At 68.5% G+C, this 18357-nt stretch carries 16 protein-coding genes; 11 read left to right on the plus strand and 5 right to left on the minus strand.

Annotation, left to right across the window (positions count from 1 at the left end; genetic code table 11):
* Positions 1-7: 7 nt before the first annotated feature.
* Positions 8-370 (minus strand): PspC domain-containing protein, encoded by a 363-nt coding sequence (locus B116_RS0104575; RefSeq protein ID WP_027659333.1) that lies wholly within the window; start codon positions 368-370, stop codon positions 8-10.
* A gap of 144 nt (positions 371-514) precedes the next feature.
* Here B116_RS0104575 and B116_RS0104580 point away from each other — a divergent pair, with 144 nt between their 5' ends.
* From B116_RS0104580 to B116_RS0104590, 3 genes are all read left to right on the plus strand, one after another.
* The gene (locus B116_RS0104580; RefSeq protein ID WP_026321416.1) at positions 515-1462 is read left to right on the plus strand and encodes an NUDIX hydrolase; all 948 of its coding nucleotides are present in this window, start codon (positions 515-517) and stop codon (positions 1460-1462) included.
* Positions 1463-1542: 80 nt separating this feature from the next.
* Positions 1543-2469, plus strand: a complete 927-nt coding sequence (locus B116_RS0104585; RefSeq protein ID WP_027659334.1) for an NUDIX hydrolase — start codon at positions 1543-1545, stop codon at positions 2467-2469.
* A gap of 436 nt (positions 2470-2905) precedes the next feature.
* Positions 2906-3907 carry a CDP-alcohol phosphatidyltransferase family protein gene (locus tag B116_RS0104590; RefSeq protein WP_027659335.1) on the plus strand — a complete coding sequence of 334 codons (1002 nt, stop codon included), beginning with the start codon at positions 2906-2908 and terminating at the stop codon, positions 3905-3907.
* Between the two features lie 75 nt (positions 3908-3982).
* Here the strand turns inward: B116_RS0104590 and B116_RS0104595 are convergent, their stop codons facing one another.
* The 3 genes from B116_RS0104595 to B116_RS0104605 all read right to left on the minus strand — a co-directional run bounded on the left by B116_RS0104595 (position 3983) and on the right by B116_RS0104605 (position 6990).
* Positions 3983-5236, minus strand: coding sequence for a phosphatidylserine decarboxylase (locus B116_RS0104595; RefSeq protein ID WP_027659336.1), 1254 nt, complete (start codon positions 5234-5236; stop codon positions 3983-3985).
* A gap of 177 nt (positions 5237-5413) precedes the next feature.
* Positions 5414-5683, minus strand: a complete 270-nt coding sequence (locus tag B116_RS0104600) for a hypothetical protein (protein WP_018720596.1) — start codon at positions 5681-5683, stop codon at positions 5414-5416.
* Positions 5680-6990 carry a PspC domain-containing protein gene (locus tag B116_RS0104605; protein ID WP_027659337.1) on the minus strand — a complete coding sequence of 437 codons (1311 nt, stop codon included), beginning with the start codon at positions 6988-6990 and terminating at the stop codon, positions 5680-5682. The genes B116_RS0104600 and B116_RS0104605 overlap by 4 nt, the downstream gene beginning before the upstream one ends.
* Positions 6991-7186: 196 nt before the next feature.
* On the opposite strand from B116_RS0104605, the gene B116_RS0104610 reads away from it, so the two are divergent.
* The 7 genes from B116_RS0104610 to B116_RS0104640 all read left to right on the plus strand — a co-directional run bounded on the left by B116_RS0104610 (position 7187) and on the right by B116_RS0104640 (position 15174).
* Positions 7187-8434, plus strand: coding sequence for a sensor histidine kinase (locus B116_RS0104610; RefSeq protein ID WP_018720594.1), 1248 nt, complete (start codon positions 7187-7189; stop codon positions 8432-8434).
* Complete coding sequence (locus B116_RS0104615) at positions 8434-9120, plus strand: response regulator (RefSeq protein ID WP_018720593.1); 687 nt, start codon at positions 8434-8436, stop codon at positions 9118-9120. Before B116_RS0104610 ends, B116_RS0104615 begins: the two co-directional genes overlap by 1 nt.
* Positions 9121-9362: 242 nt before the next feature.
* On the plus strand, positions 9363-10994 hold the full coding sequence (locus B116_RS0104620; protein ID WP_018720592.1) for a peptide ABC transporter substrate-binding protein: 1632 nt from the start codon (positions 9363-9365) through the stop codon (positions 10992-10994).
* Between the two features lie 106 nt (positions 10995-11100).
* Complete coding sequence (locus B116_RS0104625; protein ID WP_018720591.1) at positions 11101-12111, plus strand: ABC transporter permease; 1011 nt, start codon at positions 11101-11103, stop codon at positions 12109-12111.
* 75 nt (positions 12112-12186) lie between these two features.
* The gene (locus B116_RS0104630) at positions 12187-13128 is read left to right on the plus strand and encodes an ABC transporter permease (protein WP_018720590.1); all 942 of its coding nucleotides are present in this window, start codon (positions 12187-12189) and stop codon (positions 13126-13128) included.
* Positions 13129-13133: 5 nt separating this feature from the next.
* A complete protein-coding gene (locus B116_RS0104635; RefSeq protein WP_027659338.1) occupies positions 13134-14171 on the plus strand; it encodes an ABC transporter ATP-binding protein in 1038 nt (345 codons plus the stop codon).
* The gene (locus B116_RS0104640; RefSeq protein WP_018720588.1) at positions 14164-15174 is read left to right on the plus strand and encodes an ABC transporter ATP-binding protein; all 1011 of its coding nucleotides are present in this window, start codon (positions 14164-14166) and stop codon (positions 15172-15174) included. The genes B116_RS0104635 and B116_RS0104640 overlap by 8 nt, the downstream gene beginning before the upstream one ends.
* A 73-nt stretch (positions 15175-15247) precedes the next feature.
* Here the strand turns inward: B116_RS0104640 and B116_RS0104645 are convergent, their stop codons facing one another.
* The gene (locus tag B116_RS0104645; RefSeq protein WP_033665168.1) at positions 15248-15586 is read right to left on the minus strand and encodes a chorismate mutase; all 339 of its coding nucleotides are present in this window, start codon (positions 15584-15586) and stop codon (positions 15248-15250) included.
* 332 nt (positions 15587-15918) lie between these two features.
* On the opposite strand from B116_RS0104645, the gene pcrA reads away from it, so the two are divergent.
* Positions 15919-18306, plus strand: a complete 2388-nt coding sequence (gene pcrA, locus B116_RS0104650) for a DNA helicase PcrA (protein WP_027659339.1) — start codon at positions 15919-15921, stop codon at positions 18304-18306.
* Positions 18307-18357: the final 51 nt, after the last annotated feature.

The following is an 18357-nucleotide window of genomic DNA, read 5'->3' on the forward strand; positions in this document are numbered from 1 at the left end:
GTCGCGCTCATCTGGCGGGAGTAGCCGGCGGCTGAGGCCCCGGGCCCGGCCAGGTGGGGGCAGTGGTGGTCGGCCCGGGTGCCGCTGGGTGCGGCCAGGCCTGTGCGGTGGTGGTCGGCCCGGGTGTCGCCGGGTGCGGCCAGGCCGGCGTGCCCACCGGCTCCGCCGGAATCAGGAACCACATGATCGGGTACGCGAGCACTGCGATTCCGCCGGTGAACAGGACGGTTACCGCGAAGATGACCCGAATCAGCGTGGGGTCGACGTTGCAGTAGCGGCCGATGCCACTGGCCACCCCGGCGATCATTCGGTCGGTGGTAGGGCGACGGAGTTGCTTGTACGGCGGCTGCAAAGTTCCGGTGTTTGTCATGTCCTCATGGTGCGTCGTCCCACTCCGGTCGACCTCGGTGATTTCCCGGGGCCTTACCCTGATCTGCCCCTCGCCCGCGAGCTGAGAGTCATGAATCCGACCCTTTTCGACGTTGGTGGCGGGGAGCGGGGAGAATTTAGCTCTGTGACCCTCATGCTGGAGCCGCTTCGTAGGATTGCGGCGTACGCGGTTTGTACTAATTCTGTCGGTCAGGTGCTGCTGGTCCGCGCCTCGCAGCGTTCCGGGACACCCGGTACGTGGTCGCTGCCCGGGGGCGCGGTCGACCATGGCGAGGACCCCTGCGACACGGTCGTGCGGGAGACCGCCGCGGAGACTGGGCTGTCGGTCAGTGTCGCCACCCTCACCGACGTGCTCGCCGACATGCGAGCGTTGCCTGAGCGGGGCATCACGATCCACACTGACCGTCTGCTCTACCAGGTGTCGGTGCGGGGCGGGACGCTCGCCGACCGTGCTGATCAGCCCACCGACCTGGCTCGCTGGTTCACCCTTGAGCAGGCCCGTGAGCTGCCCTTGCGCTCGTTCACGGCGCGGGCCCTCGGCCTGCCCGCCTCGTCGGCGGATGTCGTGCCGGACGAGCCGCCCGAGTTCCCCTCCTTCTACGCGGTCGAGGGGCCGGACGGCCTGCATCGGGCACAGCGCTTCGCCGCGTACGCGGTCGTCACCGACCCAGACGAGCGGGTCTTGCTCACCCGGGTCTCGGACGGGTATCCGGGTGCCGGCTGTTGGCATCTGCCGGGTGGCGGAACGGACTACGGTGAGCAGCCGGGCGCGGCCCTCATCCGTGAGTTGGTCGAGGAGACCGGGCAGACCGGGCGGTTGGTCGAGCTGCTTGGTGTGGCGAGTCACCGGGACGCCGCCTCGCTCGGTCCGGAGGGCTACCCGATCGACTGGCACGGAGTCCGCGCCTTCTACCGGGTCGTGGTTGATCGCCCCGCCCCGCCTACCGTGATCGATGTCGGTGGGTCCACCTGTGAGGCCCGCTGGTTCGCGAAGGAGGAGTTGGGCGCCCTCCCGGTAGACAGGTTGACCGAGGTGACGGCCGAGGCAGTCCAGGCCGCCCGGCTGACCTGACCGCCCTGGCTGGCGTTCCCGGGGGCTATTGTCGGGTCGCGGCGACAACTTCTATCGATGCGGCTCAGGGCGGGGGCAGAGTGCAGGAGCAGCGGCGGACGGCGGCCTACGGGCTACTGCGGGATGACCGTGGGCAGGTGCTACTCGCACAGGGCTCGGACGGGCACCCGGACTGGGGCGCCTGGCGGCTGCCGGGCGGCGAGCTTCGGCACGCCGAGCATCCAGCCGCCGCGGTTGTCCGCGGGTTCGCCGAGGAGACCGGGTTAGCCGTGACGGTGGCCGGGGTCCGGGCGGCGGTAGCCGATGTGGCCACCTTCCCCGCCGGAACCGGGCTGCACACCGACCGGCTGGTGTTCGACGTGACCGCGACGACGGGTGGAGTGCTCCCGGCGGACCAGGGTGGCGGCGGTACCAGGCTGGGGTGGTTCCCGCCCGGCTCGGCGACGTCGGTGCCTCTGATGCCCTTCACGGCGGAGCTACTTGGCCTGCCGGGCACGCCCCTGCCGCCGGAGCTGTCCCACGTGCTGCCGTCGGCGCCGACGGCTGTGGTGTCGACTGCCGTGGCGCCGACCCCTCGACGGCACCGATTCGGCGCGTACGGGCTGGTCACCGACCCCGCTGGTCGGGTGCTCCTGACGCTGATCGCGGAGGGCTACCCGGGGGCTGGCAGCTGGCACCTGCCCGGCGGGGGCACCGACTACGGTGAGGCGCCGGAGACGGGGCTGCTCCGCGAGCTGGTCGAGGAGTCCGGTCAGATCGGCCGGGTCGTCGAGTTGGTCGGGGTGGACAGCCTCCACCACCCGGGGGCGGTCGGGCCGGAGGGATACCCGTTGGACTGGCACACCGTTCGGGCCATCTACACGGTGGCGGTGGATGAGCCGACCGAGGCGCGAGTACTGGAGCTAACCGGCGGGTCGACTGCCCGGGCGAACTGGTTTACCGTCGCCGAGCTCACGGGGCTTCGGCTTAGCGATATCGCTGCCCGGATGGTCGCCGGGCTTTGCTGACCCATCTTGGCTCGGTGTTGGCCCCGTGCGGGGCGACCAGGTGGATATGCGACCCCGCAGATTCCCCGCAATTAAGGCATTACGGGTGCCAGAGAGCGCTCGTCATGGTGGCGTCGCTGAACTCCGGTACATTTGGGTGCGGGAGTTAACGGTGTAACGGGCGATGCGATCCGAGTTGTGAGCAAGAGGGCGGTTCGCGCGGTTTAAGGGAGTTTTAAGTACCACCGGCAGCTATCGCCAAGCCCCGTTTGCCTGTGCGATGGTGTACCCCGCAAAGCGGCTGCTGGGCCAAGAAGGTCCGGCACGAGACAGCCGGACGCCCGCCATTGCGGCGGTGCGCCGATCCGGTGATGGAGGGAACGTGCCGAGAGCCCCCTGGCGCCGGCGTCGTACGACAGACAGTCCACGTCCTGCAGGGCGTCGATGGGCAGGTCCGTTGCGGCGCAGCGGCACGATCGCCCGTCAGGTGCTGTGGGTCCGGGCCGGCCGCCACGATGGTGGCCTGCGTGCCGGCGGTGACCGGCCGCTGATCGAGCGCCGGTTCCCAAAGCGTCGCTATCCGGGGTACGACGCCGAGGCGGAGGTGATCGTCCCGGTGGGCCCTGCCGTTGTCCCGGCGTCGCCGGTGGAGCAAGCGGCGCCGATCTTCCCGGCAAGCCCTACTGCCATCCCGGCAAGCCCTGCTGTCGTCCCGGCGCCGTCGGTGGAGGAAGCGGCACCGTCGGTGGAGGAAGCGGCGGCGATCTCGATTCCGCTCCTTCCCGGTGCGCGGACGGCGGCTCGGCGGATGAAGTTCGCGCTGGTCAACGGCTGCACCCTCGCCAGTCTCACCCTCGGCATGCTGGCAATCTTCCTGGCCATGCAGGGCGAGGTGCGGCCCGCGGCGCTCTGCCTGATCGCCTGCGTCGCCTTCGACGGTCTCGACGGTGCCCTCGCGCGCAGACTCGGCGTGGCCAGTCCGTTCGGTGCCCAGATGGACTCGTTGGCCGACATGTGCTCCTTCGGCCTAGCCGCCCCGGTCGTGGTTTACGCCTCCCTGGCCGGCTCGGTGCCGCCGGCCGCCGCCGCGGTGGCCTGTGCGCTCGTCGCGTCCTGTGCCGCGATTCGCCTCGCCCGGTTCAATGTCTCGCCGAAGGACGGCCGGTTCTTCCGCGGTGTGCCCACCACCATGGCCGCCGCCATGCTGGCGCTGAGTGTTGCCATCGGGCTGCCGGTGTCCGGGCTGGTCCTGCTCGGCGGGGTGGCCCTGCTCGCCTTCGCGATGGTCTCCAGCTTTCCGTACGCGAAGCTCGCTCGCCTGATGAAGCTGCCGCCTTGGGTGTGGCTGGCTCCGGTGGTGGGTGCGCTGGTCGATATCCGGCTTACCTTCGCCCTGGTCGTGGTGGGCTACCTGCTCAGCGGTCCGGTGCTCTGGCTGCGGCAGCGCCGTACCATCTGATTTGGTTTCGCGACGGGACGCCGTGGATTCCCGGCGTCCCGCGCAGCTTCTGCCGTCGCCCCGCGCCCGTCGCGGTCAGTGCCAGCGGGCGATCACCGAAGACCCACCGACGACCCGGTCGCCGGGCCCGACCAGCGGTTGGGCCGAATCGGCCGGCAGGTAGACATCGGTGCGTGAGCCGAACCTGATCAGCCCAAACCGTTCACCTTTGGCGAGCAACGACCCGATGGGCGCCCGCTGCACGATTCGGCGGGCGATCAAACCGGTACGTTGCGCCACGACCACCGTTCCGTTGGTGGTGTCCAACACCGTGTAGGCGGCGACATTGTGTTCCGCGTCGGGCTTCATCGCGTTGGCGAAGCCACCGTCGGTCACGAAGTAGTCGACCACCTTGCCCGCCACCGGGGAACGGTTGATGTGGACGTCGAGCACCGACAGGAAAACGGCGATCCGCAGCCACTCGCCCTCGCCGAACCGCTCGTCGGAGAGCCGTTGTACCGAGAGCACCTTGCCATCGGCCGAGGCGACCACCGCGGACGGATCCGCTGGTACCTCCCGCTCCGGGTCCCGGAAGAAGGCAGCGACCGGCGCGGCGGCGAGGGCCGGCAGCAACCACAGCTTCGAGGTCGGCCGGGCGACGCGGGCCACCGCCGCCAGCCCGAGGGCGATTCCGGCGGCGGCCACCCCGTTGCTGTCGATGTGCATCGTGCGGGTCAGCGGCACGCTGGAAGGCCGGTATGCGGGGGCCAGCCCCACCGCCGCCGCCGCGTCGGCCGGGCTGAAGCGAAGTCGGTGCACCCGCAGCGGCGGGTTGTTGCGTAGCAGCAGGTCGCTACCGACGCCGTGCAGCGCGGCCTGGCGGTCCAGTTCGTCGCTCGCGCCGCCGGTGCGCTTGCCGGTGGCGGGTGTGGCGACGCTCAGTGTGGCTCCGCTGCCGAGGTACATGGCGAGCCCGTCGAGGGTGGCCCGGGTCTCCTCCACCGTCCCGATGAGCGGTTCACCGATGATCGCCACCGCGGCGGCCTCGGCCTCGGCCAGCGCGTCAACGACCCGGACTCGCTCGGCGACCCAGGGCCCCTGGGCGGCCACGTGCCCGCGCAGCATCCCGGCGTCCGACCATCCGGCCGGTACGACGGTGAGCGTGTCATCGGGCAGTAGCGCCTCGATCGCCGCGGCGAGCACCGGGGACTCCGGGCTGGCGTCAACCAGCAGGGCAGCCTTCGGCTCGTTGATTCGGGCGAGTTCCGAGACGAGGACACGGGCGGCGCGCTCGCCGACGCGGACCGGACCGGAGTGGCCGGTGGGAAGCACGGCGGGGGACTGGGTCATGTCGGACAGGCTCCTGACGGGGTCGGGACGACGGGTTGGCGAATCGGCGCGATCGGCGTCGGGCCGGCTCGGCGTCGCCCCCTGGATGGGCGGCCGGGGCCGAGCCGGCAAATGCGCGGCGGGGGTGGGCGCCACCGGCCAGCATATGCCCCGAGTCGTGCCGACCCGGCGTCGCGCTCAGTGCCGGTCCCCCTCAGCTGGCCCGGGCTCCGGCATCGCACCCGTCGGTGGGGCCTGCGCCCCCGGAGCGGCCGGGCTGCCGGACCGGGCTGCGCGAAGCGCCCCGATGAGCCCCAGCGCGCCGATCAGTAGCAGTGCTCCGGCCAGGAACCAGCCCACCGGGGGAAGAGTGAATTCGAGTAGCTGGGCGACCAGCCACCAGGCGGCAAGGAGCAGAAAGAGCAGTCCGAAGAGCAGAGACACTGGGTCGGTGCGGTGGGCCTTCACCGGGTTACCTCCAGCTGGCCGATGTCAACGTGAACGAAGAGGCGCAGCGTCCCGCCGCCGGGACCGTCCGCCCCCAGATCGGTGCTCTCGTGCCGCGAACCGGTGGAGCCGCCGCGCTTGTCGACGCGTTGATCGAAGACGACCGAGTCGCCGACATCGACGGTCGCGGTGACCGTGGTGTCAACGTTCGGGGGCAACACCACGACGGCCTCTCCGGCTATGACCGCTACCGTGACCTCGCTGTGTTTCCCGGTGAAATCCACCGAGCGCAGGTCGAGCAGCGAGTTGCCGACGGTGTTCTCGTACCGGCTCGCGAGCTCGGCGTGGTTGGCAGGAGACCAGTTCACCGTTTGGTTCACTGTTTGGAAGCGGTCGGACTCGGCCACCGTGGCCACCCCCAGTGCGGCGGCGGTGATCAGGCCGAGCGCGATGAGCCAGCGGGCCCGGCCGAACCAGGCGCCGACGAGTAGGCCAAGGCCGATGGTGGCCAGGACCGCCGCGAAGTACGCGGACGCGCTGAGGGCGGGTACGCCGGTCAGATCGAGGACGGCCAGCAGCCCGAGGACGAGGAAGACCAGCGAGAAGGTCACCCCACCGAGCGCGGACCGTTCCCGCGGTCGCTTCCGCTGCGGTGGGGGAGCCGGCGGTGGGGTCGGCGGGGCGTACGGCCCGTGCGGGGCGAACGGGGGGCGGAAGCCGCTGGGCGGAGCCTCGGGCGTTGTCGGTGCGTCCGGCGGCGGTGGCCAAGTCGGCCAGGCCGGCGCCGGTGGAATGGGCGATCCGGGCGGGCCTGGGCGTTCGCGGTTGAGTAGCAGAGCGCCGCTGATCAGAATCGCCGCGCCGAGCAGCACGGCCCGGAACGCGTCGGTGACGATGAAGGCGAAGCTGATTGCCACCAGGATGCCGAGCACGATCACGGTGACCGGGGACATGCTGGAGCGTCCCCGGCCCAGCATCGACTCGATCGGTGAGGCGGTGTCCCCCTCACCTGGGATGATCAGCCAGGCGGAGACGTACACCAGGATGCCGATGCCGCCGAAGAAGCCGAGCACGGCGAGCAGCACCCGCCAGAGCACCGGATCAGTGTTCGTCGCCCGGCCGATAGCCGCGCAGACACCGGCCAGATAGCGGCCGTCGTGCGGACGGACCAGCCCGTACCGTGAGGTGAAACTGCTGCCTCCGGTCGGTGGGGTGGGTGGGCTCCAGGGGGTGCCCCCGGGCGGGCCCTCAGGCGGTGGCGGTTCACCCATCGGCGCTGCAGGTGGTGGTGTCGCCCCGGTTGGCTGCCGGGCGGCTTCCTCGGTCATGACCTCGATCCTGCTCTCTCGCCGCTTCGTCGGCCTCCGGCGGAGACCCTGACCTCACCCTGAGATCAGGCAAGCAGGATCTCCGGGACGCCCCCGTGGTCGAGTGGTGACCTGGCGTGTGACGATCGGAACCGGCGGCGGGCGCCGCTCGCCGGCGAAAGCGCCGCGACTAGCTAGGGAGTCCCCGATCAGTGTCGTGACCAACCCCCCACGCCTCTATCGCGCCCGCGAGCACCGGATCGCTGCTGGGGTGGCGGCGGGGATCGCCGGGCACCTTCGCATTCCGGTGCTCTGGGTCCGGGTCGCGTTCCTGATGTTGCTCGGCTTCAACGGCCTCGGGCTGCTGCTGTATGCGGCCTTCTGGGCGGTGGTGCCGCTGCGACCGGGGGACACCGCCACCCCGCCCCGTCGCGACGTGGCTCAGCTGCTGCCGTTCGTGGCGATCGGCCTGGGGGTGCTGATCCTTCAGATGGTCTTCTTTGATTCGGCGGCTGCCACCGGTGTGGCCGGTACCGCCGGCTGGCTGGTCACGATCATCGCGGTCGGGGCGGGGCTGATCTGGCACCAGTCCGCACCGCAGCGGCGACGGCAGTGGGGCGGGACGCTGCCGGTGCCCTGGCTGAGTGCGGTGGTGGAGGAGAGCGACCGGCGGGCGTTCGTGCTCCGATTCATCGGCGGCGGAGTCCTGGTCGCGGTGGGAGTGATCGGGGTCGCGGCGGTCTACTCCCCGACGCAGAACTTTGACGCGGTGCTCAACGGCGTGATCTTTGCCTTGGTCGGTCTGGCGGGTGTCGGGGTGGTGGCCGCGCCGGTGCTCTGGCGAACCTGGAACCAGCTCCGGTCGGAGCGGGAAGGACGGATCCGCCAGCAGGAGCGGGCCGAGCTGGCCGCCATGGTGCATGATCAGGTGCTGCACACCCTCGCGTTGATCCAGCGAAACGCCAGCGACGGGAAGGCGGTGACGCGGCTGGCCCGGGGGCAGGAGCGCTCGCTGCGTAACTGGCTCTACCGGCCGACGGCCTCGCCGACGGAGCGCTTCGCGGCAGCGCTGGAGCAGGTGGCGGCCGAGGTAGAGGACACGTACGCGATCACGGTGGAGACGGTGGTCGTCGGTGACCGGGAGACCGACGAGCGCGTCGGCGCGTTGGTGGCGGCCGCCCGCGAGGCGCTGGTTAACGCCGCCCGGCACGCTGGAGTGCAGACCGTCTCGCTCTACGCCGAGGTCGAACCCGAGCAGGTCAGCGTCTTCATTCGGGATCGGGGGAGGGGCTTCGATCCGGCTACGGTGGAGGAACACCGGCACGGCGTTCGAGGCTCGATCATCGGCCGGATGACGCGACACGGTGGCCGGGCGGAGATCCGCTCCGAGCCTGGGGAGGGGACCGAGATCCGGTTGATCCTGCCGATCTCCCGCGACGGGTCCACGGCGGAGAGGAGTAGGTGATGGCGGAGCAGACGCCGAGCACAGCGGCGGAGGTGGGTGTGGCCGCGCGGCGGCTGCGGGTCTTCCTCGTCGACGATCACGCGATGTTCCGGGCCGGAGTCCGCGCCGAACTGGGTGCGCATGTCGACGTGGTGGGCGAGGCAAGCACGGTGGGGGAGGCGGTTACTAGGATCGCCGCCACTGAGCCCGACGTGGTGCTGCTCGACGTGCACATGCCGGAGGGGGGCGGCCGGGCGGTGCTCGAGGCCGTCCGGCGCACCTACCCGCACGTGCGGTTCCTCGCGCTCAGCGTCTCGGACGCCGCTGAGGACGTGATCGGGCTGATCCGCGCTGGCGCCCGTGGCTATGTCACCAAGACGATCTCGCCGGACGAGTTGGCGGCGGCGGTCCGGCGGGTCGCCGAGGGCGATGCCGTCTTCAGCCCCCGGCTGGCCGGCTTCGTGCTGGACGCCTTCGCCGCTCGCCCGGACGCGCCGATCTCCGACCCGGAGCTGGACCAGCTGACCAACCGGGAACGGGAGGTGCTGCGTCTGCTCGCTCGGGGGTACGCGTACAAGGAGATCGCCAAGGAGCTGTACATCTCGATCAAGACGGTCGAGACGCATGTGTCGAACGTGCTCCGTAAGCTCCAGATGTCCAGCCGTTACGAGCTGTCACGCTGGGCGGCGGATCGTCGGCTCGTCTGAGCCGCCCACCGACTGTGCCGGTGGGGGTGCGCAGGGTGGTGACGTTGGTCGTTGTCGATGCTGTTTCCGCAGCTCCTACCACGCTTGCCTGAGGCCGACGCAGTCACCTCCGGGTGGATGTACACACCGTCCCGGCCGGGTATCGGGTTGATAACACGTCTTCCCGCTAGCGCGCGTCTGGTGTCACAGTGGCAGGCACCTCACACCCCCTCGTGAGCTGAGCGCCCTGAGGAGGCACTCCCATGCGTGGGAAATTTCTGAAGGTGGCGGTCGCCGCGACCGCCACCGCAATGTTGGCCACCGCCTGTGGTGGTGGCGGCGACGACTCGGACGATGCTGGCGGCGGCGAGGCCGGTGGCACGCTCCGCGTCTACGCGACCGAGCCGGCGTTCTTGCTGCCGTCGAATGCCAATGACGAGCCGTCGATCTACGTGATCCGTCAGCTCTACCGCGGTCTGGTCAAGTACAACGCCGAGACCAGCGAAACAGAGATGGATCTGGCCGAGTCGATCGAGTCGGACGACAAGAAGCTCTGGACGATCAAGCTGAAGGACGGCTACACCTTCGACAACGGTGAGCCGGTCAACGCTGACTCCTTCATTCGTTCGTGGAACTACGCCGCTTACGGGCCGAACGCCCAGAACAACGCGTACTTCATGAAGCGGATCGCCGGTGTCGACGACGTCACGGCCAAGGACCCGGACGGCGACGGACCGGAGGAGGCCCCGGCGCCGAAGGCCGAGACGATGTCCGGCCTGAAGAAGGTTGACGACCTGACCTTCACCGTCGAGCTCAAGGCGCCGTTCACCGGCTTCCCGACCACAGTCGGGTATTCGGGCTTCTTCCCGATGGCGCAGGCCTGCGTTGACGACATCGATGCCTGCAACGAGACGCCGATCGGCAACGGCCCCTACAAGATCGACGGTGAGTGGGAGCACGAGGTCGAGATCAACCTGGCTCGTAGCGACACCTGGAAGGGTGAGCCGGGCAAGCCCGACGCGATCAACTACCGGATCTTCGCGGACGTGGACAGCGGCTACGCCGCCTTCCAGGCCGGCGAGCTGGACGTGATGTACACGCTGCCACCGGCGCGTTTCAAGGACGCCAAGGCCAACTACGGCGACCGGCTGTTCGAGCAGCCCGGTGACAGCTTCAACTACGTCGGTATGCCGATGTACAACGAGAACTTCCAGGACAAGCGCATCCGTCAGGCGTTCTCGTTGTCGATCGACCGGCAGTCGATCGTGAACGCGGTCTTCGACGGCCGGTACGCCCCGGCTACCGGCTTCGTCGCGCCGATCTTCGAGGGTGCTCGCGAGGGTGTCTGCACCTACTGCGAGAAGGACCTTGAGAAGGCCAAGCAGCTGCTCGCCGAGGCCGGTGGCTGGAAGGGCGGCAAGCTGGTCCTGTGGGCCAACGCGGGTTCTGGCCACGAGGACTGGCTGCAGGCGGTCGGCGACCAGGTCAAGGCGGCGCTGGGGATCGACTACGAGCTGAAGGTCAACCTGCAGTTCCCCGAGTACCTGGAAAAGGCCGACAACAACCAGTTCACCGGCCCGTTCCGGCTCGGCTGGGGCCCGGACTACCCGTACCTGGAGACCTACCTGTCTCCGCTCTACACCACTGGTGCCTCCAGTAACAACTCCACCTTCAGCAACACCGAGTTCGACAACCTGATCAAGCAGGGTGACTCCGCCGACACCATTGACGAGGCGATCACCTTGTACCAGCAGGCTGAGGACATTCTGGCTGAGGAGATGCCGGTTGTCCCGATGTTCTGGCGTAAGGAGGCGGCGATCTACAGCGAGAACGTCGACACCTTCGTCTGGAACCAGGTCGCTGGCGCCGACTACGGTGCGACCTCGCTGAAGTAGAACCGAGCTTCAGCAATCTGATCCCGCCGTACAAGGATGTGGCGGCAACGGTCACCCCACCAGGGTGATCGTTGCCGCCGTATCAGCGCCGAGAGGAGACCCCGACATGGGGCGCTACGTCATTCGACGGTTGCTCCAGTTCATCCCGACCGTGCTGGGCACCATGTTCCTGCTCCACTACATGACCTCGCTGGCGATCCAGTTCAGCGGTAACCCGGTCCGGGCGCTCTTCGGCGACCGGACCCCGCCGCCTGCCCTGCTTCAGGCGATCACCGACCGACTCGGCTACGGCGACCCCTGCCTCGAGCAGAAGGGCAACCCTTGCTTCGGGCTCTTCCTCGACCGGGTGAGCGGAGTCTTCCTGCACTTTGACTTCGGCATCAACATGCGGCGGCAGGAGGTCACGGACCTGGTGGCCAACGCTATTCCGTTCACCCTGAAGCTGCTGGTGATCGCGATCGTCTTCGAGGCCGTCGTCGGTATCGCCGCCGGCGTGTGGGCGGGTCTGCGGGGCGGCAGCTTCGCCGACAACCTGGTGAAGATCAGCACCGTCTTCGTGATCTCTGTGCCGATCTTCGTGCTCGGTGTGGTGGTACGGGAGTTCATCGGGGTCAAGTTCGGCAACATCCTGCGTGATCAGGAGTGGGTCCCCGATGTCATCGCATACGGGTTCTTCAGCCCCGGTTTCAAGCCGGACTACCCTTTCGCCAGTCTTCTGATCCCCGGCATGGTGCTCGGCGCGGTCGCGCTCGCCACCACCGCGCGCCTGACCCGGACCAGCATCATGGAGAATATCCGGGCCGACTATGTCCGGACCGCGCGGGCAAAGGGCCTGGCGAACAAGCGGGTCATCGGCGTGCACACGCTGCGTAACTCGCTGATTCCGGTTATCACGTACCTCGGTGTCGACATCGGTTCGGCGATGGCCGGCGCGGTGGTCACCGAATCCATCTTCAACGTGCCCGGCATCGGCCGGCTGGTGACCAACGCCGCCCGCACAGGTGAAGCGCCTGTGATCATCGGCGTGGTGACCATGCTGGTGCTGGTCATTCTGCTCGTCAACCTGCTGGTCGACCTTCTGTACGCCGTGCTCGACCCGAGGATCCGCTATGAGTGACGGCACCCTGGTCATAAACCGGTGGCCGGTGATCCCGGCGATTCGCGGCAGGGCGAAGCGAAACGAGGTGTGGACATGAGTGACGTGACGAGTGCCGGCACCGCCGTCGGCGGTGCCCCGGGTTCCGGTGACGGCCGGTCCCCGGAGAAGACGAGCAAGAGCCGCAAGGAGCGCAACGCCAGCCTGTGGGCAGATGCCCGTCGGCAGTTGGTTCGCGACCCGGTCTTCATGCTCGCCGTGCTCTACATCTTCGTAGTCAGCACGATGGCGGCCTTCCCCAGGCTCTGGACCAGTCAGGACCCCCGGGCGTGCAACACCGACATGTCCCGGCTCTCGCCGAGTTGGGAGCACCCATTCGGTTTTAACACCCAGGGCTGTGACTACTACTCGCACGCCATCTACGGCGCTCGGCCGTCGATGGTGATCGCGATCGCCGCTACCGGGGGCATCGTGCTCTTCGGCGGCCTGATGGGACTCCTCGCGGGCTACTACGGCGGCTGGGTCGACGGGGTCATTTCCCGGCTGATGGACATCTTCTTCTCACTGCCGTTCCTGCTCGGAGCGATCGTCTTCCTGACCCTGATCAAGAAGCAGAACGAAGCGACCATCGCCCTGGTGCTGTTCCTGCTGAGCTGGCCGACGATCGCCCGAATCATCCGCGGTAGCGTCATCTCCTCAAGGGACCTGGACTACGTGCAGGCCGCCAAGGCGGTCGGGGCGAGTAACGGCCGGTTGATGTTCCGGCACATCTTGCCGAACGCGATCGCACCCATGTTGGTGTACGCCACGATCGTGCTGGGTGCGTTCGTCGCCGCGGAGGCCACGCTGACCTTCCTCGGTATCGGGCTTCAGCCGCCGGCACAGTCGTGGGGCATCATGATCTCGGCCCACGATGTGTACTTCCTGGAGCATCCGTGGCTGCTGCTCTTCCCCTGCGGGCTGTTGATTGGCACGGTGCTGTCCTTCATTCTCATGGGTGACGCCCTGCGTGATGCCCTCGACCCGAAGTTCCGGTGACCGCCATGAGCACTGATGTGAACGTCAAGCTGGATGCCCTGCCTGGCCTTGACTCGGATGCCCTGCCACTCGAGGTCAAGGATCTACACGTCGAGTTCCGCACCCGCAACGGCATCGCCCACGCGGTCAACGGTGTCAGCTTCAGTCTGCGGGCCGGCGAAACCCGGGCGATTCTCGGTGAGTCCGGCTGCGGAAAGAGCGTCACAGCCCAGGCGATCATGGGGATCCTGGACACCCCACCCGGGTTTGTCACCGGCGGGGAGATCCGTTACCGCGGCGTTGACCTGCTCCAACTGCGGGAGGCGCAGCGGCGTCAGGTCCGCGCCAACCGGATCGCGATGATCTTCCAGGATGCCCTCTCCGCGCTGAACCCGGTCTTCACGGTCGGCTTCCAGCTCGGTGAGCTGTTCCGCAAGCACCGGGGCATGTCCCGGGCGGACAGCAAGGCGCGCGCTATCGAGCTCCTTGACCTGGTCAAGATTCCGGCGGCGAAGCAGCGGGTGAACGAGTATCCGCACCAGTTCTCCGGTGGTATGCGGCAGCGCGTCATGATCGCTATGGCGTTGGCGCTCGACCCGGAGGTGCTGATCGCCGATGAGCCGACCACTGCCCTGGACGTCACCGTGCAGGCCCAGATCATGGCCCTCCTCGCCGAGTTGCAGCAGGAACGGAACATGGGTCTGCTGCTGATTACGCACGACATGGGCGTGGTCGCCGACGTGGCGGACCAGATCTCGGTGATGTACGCCGGCCGGGTCATTGAGGAAGCTCAGGTCCGGGACATTTACGAGAGCCCGTCCCACCCGTACACCAAGGGCCTGCTGGAGTCGATTCCCCGCCTGGACCTCAAGGGCCAGGAACTCTCCGCCATCAAGGGGTTGCCGCCGCTGCTGACCGACATCCCGGCGGGATGCGCGTTCAGCCCCCGCTGCCGGTACGCGCAGGATGCCTGCCGTCAGGATCCGATGCCGCCGCTGCATCAGGTGGCGCCGGGCCGAAGCTCCGCCTGCCACTTCTGGAAGGAGGTCAAGGCCGATGTCTGACATCGTGCTGGAGGCCCGTGACCTGGTGAAGCACTTCCCGCTGACCCAGGGGATCCTCTTCAAGCGGCAGATCGGTGCGGTCCGCGCAGTTGATGGGATCAACCTGCAGCTGCGTCGGGGGGAGACCCTTGGCATCGTCGGCGAGTCCGGCTGCGGAAAGTCGACCCTGGCTCGGATGCTGGTGGGGCTGGAGACCCCCACCTCCGGTGACCTGTTCGTGCAGGGCCGGAACATGGCGAAGGTCGGCGGCACCGAGCGGCGTCGCGGCCGGCGCAACATCCAGCTGGTGATGCAGGATCCATACACGTCCCTCAACCCGCGGATGACCGTCGGTGCCATCGTCGGCGAGCCGTTCGAGGTGCACCCCGAGGTGCTGGCGAAGCCCAAGCGGCGGGCCCGAGTTCAGGAGCTGCTGGATCTGGTCGGTCTGAACCCCGATCACATCAACCGGTACCCGCACCAGTTCTCCGGCGGCCAGCGACAGCGCATCGGTATCGCCCGCGCGTTGGCGCTCAACCCGGAGATCATCTTGTGTGATGAGCCGGTCTCCGCCCTGGATGTGTCGATCCAGGCACAGGTGATCAACCTGTTGGAGAAGCTCCAGGACGAGTTGGGGCTGTCGTACATCTTCATCGCGCACGATCTGTCTGTGGTGCGGCACATCGCCGACCGGGTCGCGGTGATGTACCTCGGTCGGGTTGTCGAGATCGGTACCGAGGACCAGATCTACGAGAACCCCACCCACCCGTACACGCAGGCGCTGCTCTCGGCGGTGCCGGTGCCGGATCCGAAGCTGAGGGGTCTGCGGGACCAGATCGTTCTGACCGGTGATGTACCGTCGCCGGCCAACCCGCCCTCCGGGTGCCGCTTCCGGACCCGCTGCTGGAAGGCGCAGGATATCTGCGCCCAGCAGGAGCCGGAGCTGGCCGTCCGGCAGAGCTCGGCGCACCCGAGCGCCTGCCACTTCGCCGAGGTTCGGGACGTGGTGCACGCGCAGCGGTAGCAGCTTCACAGCGACCGGGGCGTCGGCCACCCATGGCCGACGCCCCGGTCCTGTTTTGCTACCGGGTGTCGGATCAGAGCGGGCCGCGGCCGGCGCGGAGCAGCAGGAGAGCGACCTGGGTGCCATCCGCCCCGAGCGCGGCCCGGAAGCGTTCCAGGATCTCCTGCTCCCGAGAGAGCACCAAGCGGGTGCCGCCGGAGGCCATGCGGGTCGCGCCGACCTGCCGGGAGAGCCGTGCCCGCTCCTGCCAGAGGTCGATCAGGGTGCCGTCGATCTCGTCGATTCGTTGCCGGATATTCGCGATCTGCGCTGCCGCCAACGGCTCCTTCGTGCCGGCGTCGCGATCGACGGTGGCCTCCGTGCCACCTGTTCCGTCCGTGTTGCCGTTCTGCTCCGCCACGCCTGTCATCATCGTCGTACCCTTCGGGTGTCGGGCTCTGGTGCGCGGATCCCAAGACGAAAAGGCCCCGGGCTCGCGAGCCCGGGGCCTTTTCGTAGGTCTTGGTTGATCAGGCGTGACCTACGGCTGCCGGACTCTCCGGGCCGTAGTAAAAGTAGTCGCGCTGACCGAACACGGATCCGAGTATGCCCTCTCCTGCCGAGTGCCGCAAGGAAGTCCTGACCAGGGAGCCTGTTGCCGCCGGAGGGAGATGACCGGGGGCGGGACGGGGCGCGCGGCGGCACACACATCCGGGGCCGTGGCCGAAGGGATTCGTCGGGGCGACGGCATAGACTCGCCATGCGATGCATCCTCTCTTTGACATTCCCGTGCCCTCGTCCGCGCCCGACCCGGCCCCGCCGCGACGGCCCACTCCGACACGCCTCGACCCGCAGGCGCTGCTCGACGGGCTGAACGGCCCGCAACGGGACGCGGTCACCCACGCCGGGTCACCGCTGCTGATCGTGGCCGGGGCCGGCTCCGGCAAGACCCGGGTACTCACCCATCGGATCGCCTACCTGCTCGCAGAACGACAGGTGCACCCAGGTGAGATCATCGCGATTACCTTCACCAACAAGGCCGCGGGCGAGATGAAAGAGCGGGTGGCCCAGTTGGTCGGGCCGCGTGCTCGGTTGATGTGGGTCTCGACTTTCCACTCCGCGTGTGTCCGCATCCTGCGGGCCGAGCACGAGCACGCCGGTTTGAAGTCGACCTTCTCGATCTATGATGCCGATGACTCCCGTCGGCTGATGCAGCTGGTCGCCCGGGAGCTGGACCTCGATCCGAAGCGTTACCCGGCGCGGGGGCTGGCCGCCCAGGTCTCCAACCTGAAGAACGAGCTGGTTGACCCCGAGGAGTTCGCCGGCCGGGCCAAGGGGCCGAATGAGCGGGCGCTCGCCGAGGCGTACTCGCTCTATCAGCGGCGGCTCCGGGAGGCGCACGCGCTGGACTTCGACGATCTGATCATGACGACGGTGCATCTGTTCCAGTCGCATCCGCACGTCGCGGAGACGTACCGGCGTCGGTTCCGGCACGTGCTGGTTGACGAGTATCAGGACACCAACCACGCCCAGTACGTGTTGATCAAGGAGCTGGTGTCGGGCACAGCCGGGCTCGACCCGGCGGAGCTCTGCGTCGTGGGTGACGCCGATCAGTCGATCTACGCGTTTCGGGGCGCGACGATCCGCAATATTCTGGAGTTCGAGCGGGACTTCACCGATGCCCGGACAATCCTGCTGGAACAGAACTACCGCTCCACCCAGACCATCCTGAACGCGGCCAACGCCGTGATCGACCGAAACACCTCCCGGAAGCCCAAGCGACTCTGGAGCGACGCCGGGACCGGTGACCCGATCGTCGGCTACGTCGCCGACACCGAGCACACCGAGGCCGACTGGGTGGCCCGGGAGATCGACCGGCTCGTGGACGACGGCGACACCCGGCCGGGAGACGTGGCGGTCTTCTACCGCACCAACGCCCAGTCCCGGGTCTTCGAGGAGGTGTTCATCCGTGTCGGCCTCCCCTACAAGGTCGTCGGCGGGGTTCGCTTCTATGAGCGGAAAGAAGTCCGGGACGCCCTGGCCTATCTGCGGGTGTTGGTCAACGAGGACGACACGGTCAGCCTTCGCCGGGTGCTGAACACTCCCCGCCGGGGCATCGGAGATCGAGCCGAGGCATGTGTTGAGGCGCTTGCCAGCCGGGATCGGATCTCCTTCGGCGCGGCCCTGCGCCGGGCCAAGGACGCACCGGGCATCTCCACCCGGGCGACGAACGGAATCGCGGAATTCGTCGCGCTGCTCGATGGTGTCCGGGAGGTTGCGGAGACCAGTGCGCCCGAGGAGGTGCTGGAAGCATTGCTGAACCGGTCGGGGTACCTGACCGAGCTGGAGGAGAGCCTGGACCCGCAGGATGCCGGCCGGGTCGACAACCTCCAGGAGCTGGTCAGCGTGGCCCGGGAGTACACCGAGCGGGTGGAGGGCCTGGGCGCGGAGGGCGAGCGGGCCACCGTCGCAGGCTTCCTGGAGCAGGTCGCGCTGGTGGCCGACGCGGACCAGTTGCCCGCCGACGACCCAGAGCATCAGGGGGTGGTCACCCTGATGACGCTGCACACCGCCAAGGGACTGGAGTTTCCGGTGGTGTTCCTGACCGGGATGGAGGACGGGGTCTTTCCGCACGCCCGTACCTTCGGCGACAACCATGAGCTGGAGGAGGAGCGGCGCCTGGCGTACGTGGGGATCACCCGGGCCCGGCAGCAGCTCTACCTGTCCCGGGCGGTCACCCGCTCGGCGTGGGGCCAGCCGGCATACAACGCGCCGTCCCGGTTCCTTGCGGAGTTGCCTGTGGAGTTGGTGCGCTGGGAGCGCACCGAGGGTTCGTACACCTCATGGGCCGGTGGCGGCGGGGGCGTGGGCGGTCGCGCGGATCGGGGGCAGAGCGGTTTCACCGGGGGCACGCCGAAGGCCGCTCAGCTGGCGCGTCGGCTCGGTGTTGACGGTAGCCGCCTCACCACAGCCAGCGAGTTGCCGTCAGCACCCCCGCGGGTCGCGGTCGGGGACCGGGTCAGCCACCAGCGGTACGGGCTGGGTCGCGTGCTCGCGGTGGAGGGACATGGCCCGGGCGCTCGGGCCCAGATCGACTTCGGCGACCAGACGCTCTGGCTGGTGCTCCGGCACGCACCGATCGATCGGCTCTGAGTGGAGCGGGCCAGCTCCCCAGCGCAGCCCTCTCCGGCACGAGCTCTGTTC

It is taken from the genome of Salinispora fenicalii (genome assembly GCF_000514815.1).
Taxonomy (GTDB): Bacteria; Actinomycetota; Actinomycetes; order Mycobacteriales; family Micromonosporaceae; genus Micromonospora; species Micromonospora fenicalii.

Bases quoted from the DNA above. Each gene is read 5' to 3' on its own strand.
- B116_RS0104625 (WP_018720591.1), top strand. From the start codon at position 11,101: ATGGGGCGCTACGTCATTCGACGGTTGCTCCAGTTCATCCCGACCGTG.
- B116_RS0104615 (WP_018720593.1), top strand. From the start codon at position 8,434: ATGGCGGAGCAGACGCCGAGCACAGCGGCGGAGGTGGGTGTGGCCGCG.
- pcrA (WP_027659339.1), top strand. From the start codon at position 15,919: ATGCATCCTCTCTTTGACATTCCCGTGCCCTCGTCCGCGCCCGACCCG.
- B116_RS0104605 (WP_027659337.1), bottom strand. From the start codon at position 6,990: ATGACCGAGGAAGCCGCCCGGCAGCCAACCGGGGCGACACCACCACCT.
- B116_RS0104630 (WP_018720590.1), top strand. From the start codon at position 12,187: ATGAGTGACGTGACGAGTGCCGGCACCGCCGTCGGCGGTGCCCCGGGT.
- B116_RS0104595 (WP_027659336.1), bottom strand. From the start codon at position 5,236: ATGACCCAGTCCCCCGCCGTGCTTCCCACCGGCCACTCCGGTCCGGTC.
- B116_RS0104575 (WP_027659333.1), bottom strand. From the start codon at position 370: ATGACAAACACCGGAACTTTGCAGCCGCCGTACAAGCAACTCCGTCGC.
- B116_RS0104640 (WP_018720588.1), top strand. From the start codon at position 14,164: ATGTCTGACATCGTGCTGGAGGCCCGTGACCTGGTGAAGCACTTCCCG.
- B116_RS0104645 (WP_033665168.1), bottom strand. From the start codon at position 15,586: ATGATGACAGGCGTGGCGGAGCAGAACGGCAACACGGACGGAACAGGT.
- B116_RS0104635 (WP_027659338.1), top strand. From the start codon at position 13,134: ATGAGCACTGATGTGAACGTCAAGCTGGATGCCCTGCCTGGCCTTGAC.
- B116_RS0104620 (WP_018720592.1), top strand. From the start codon at position 9,363: ATGCGTGGGAAATTTCTGAAGGTGGCGGTCGCCGCGACCGCCACCGCA.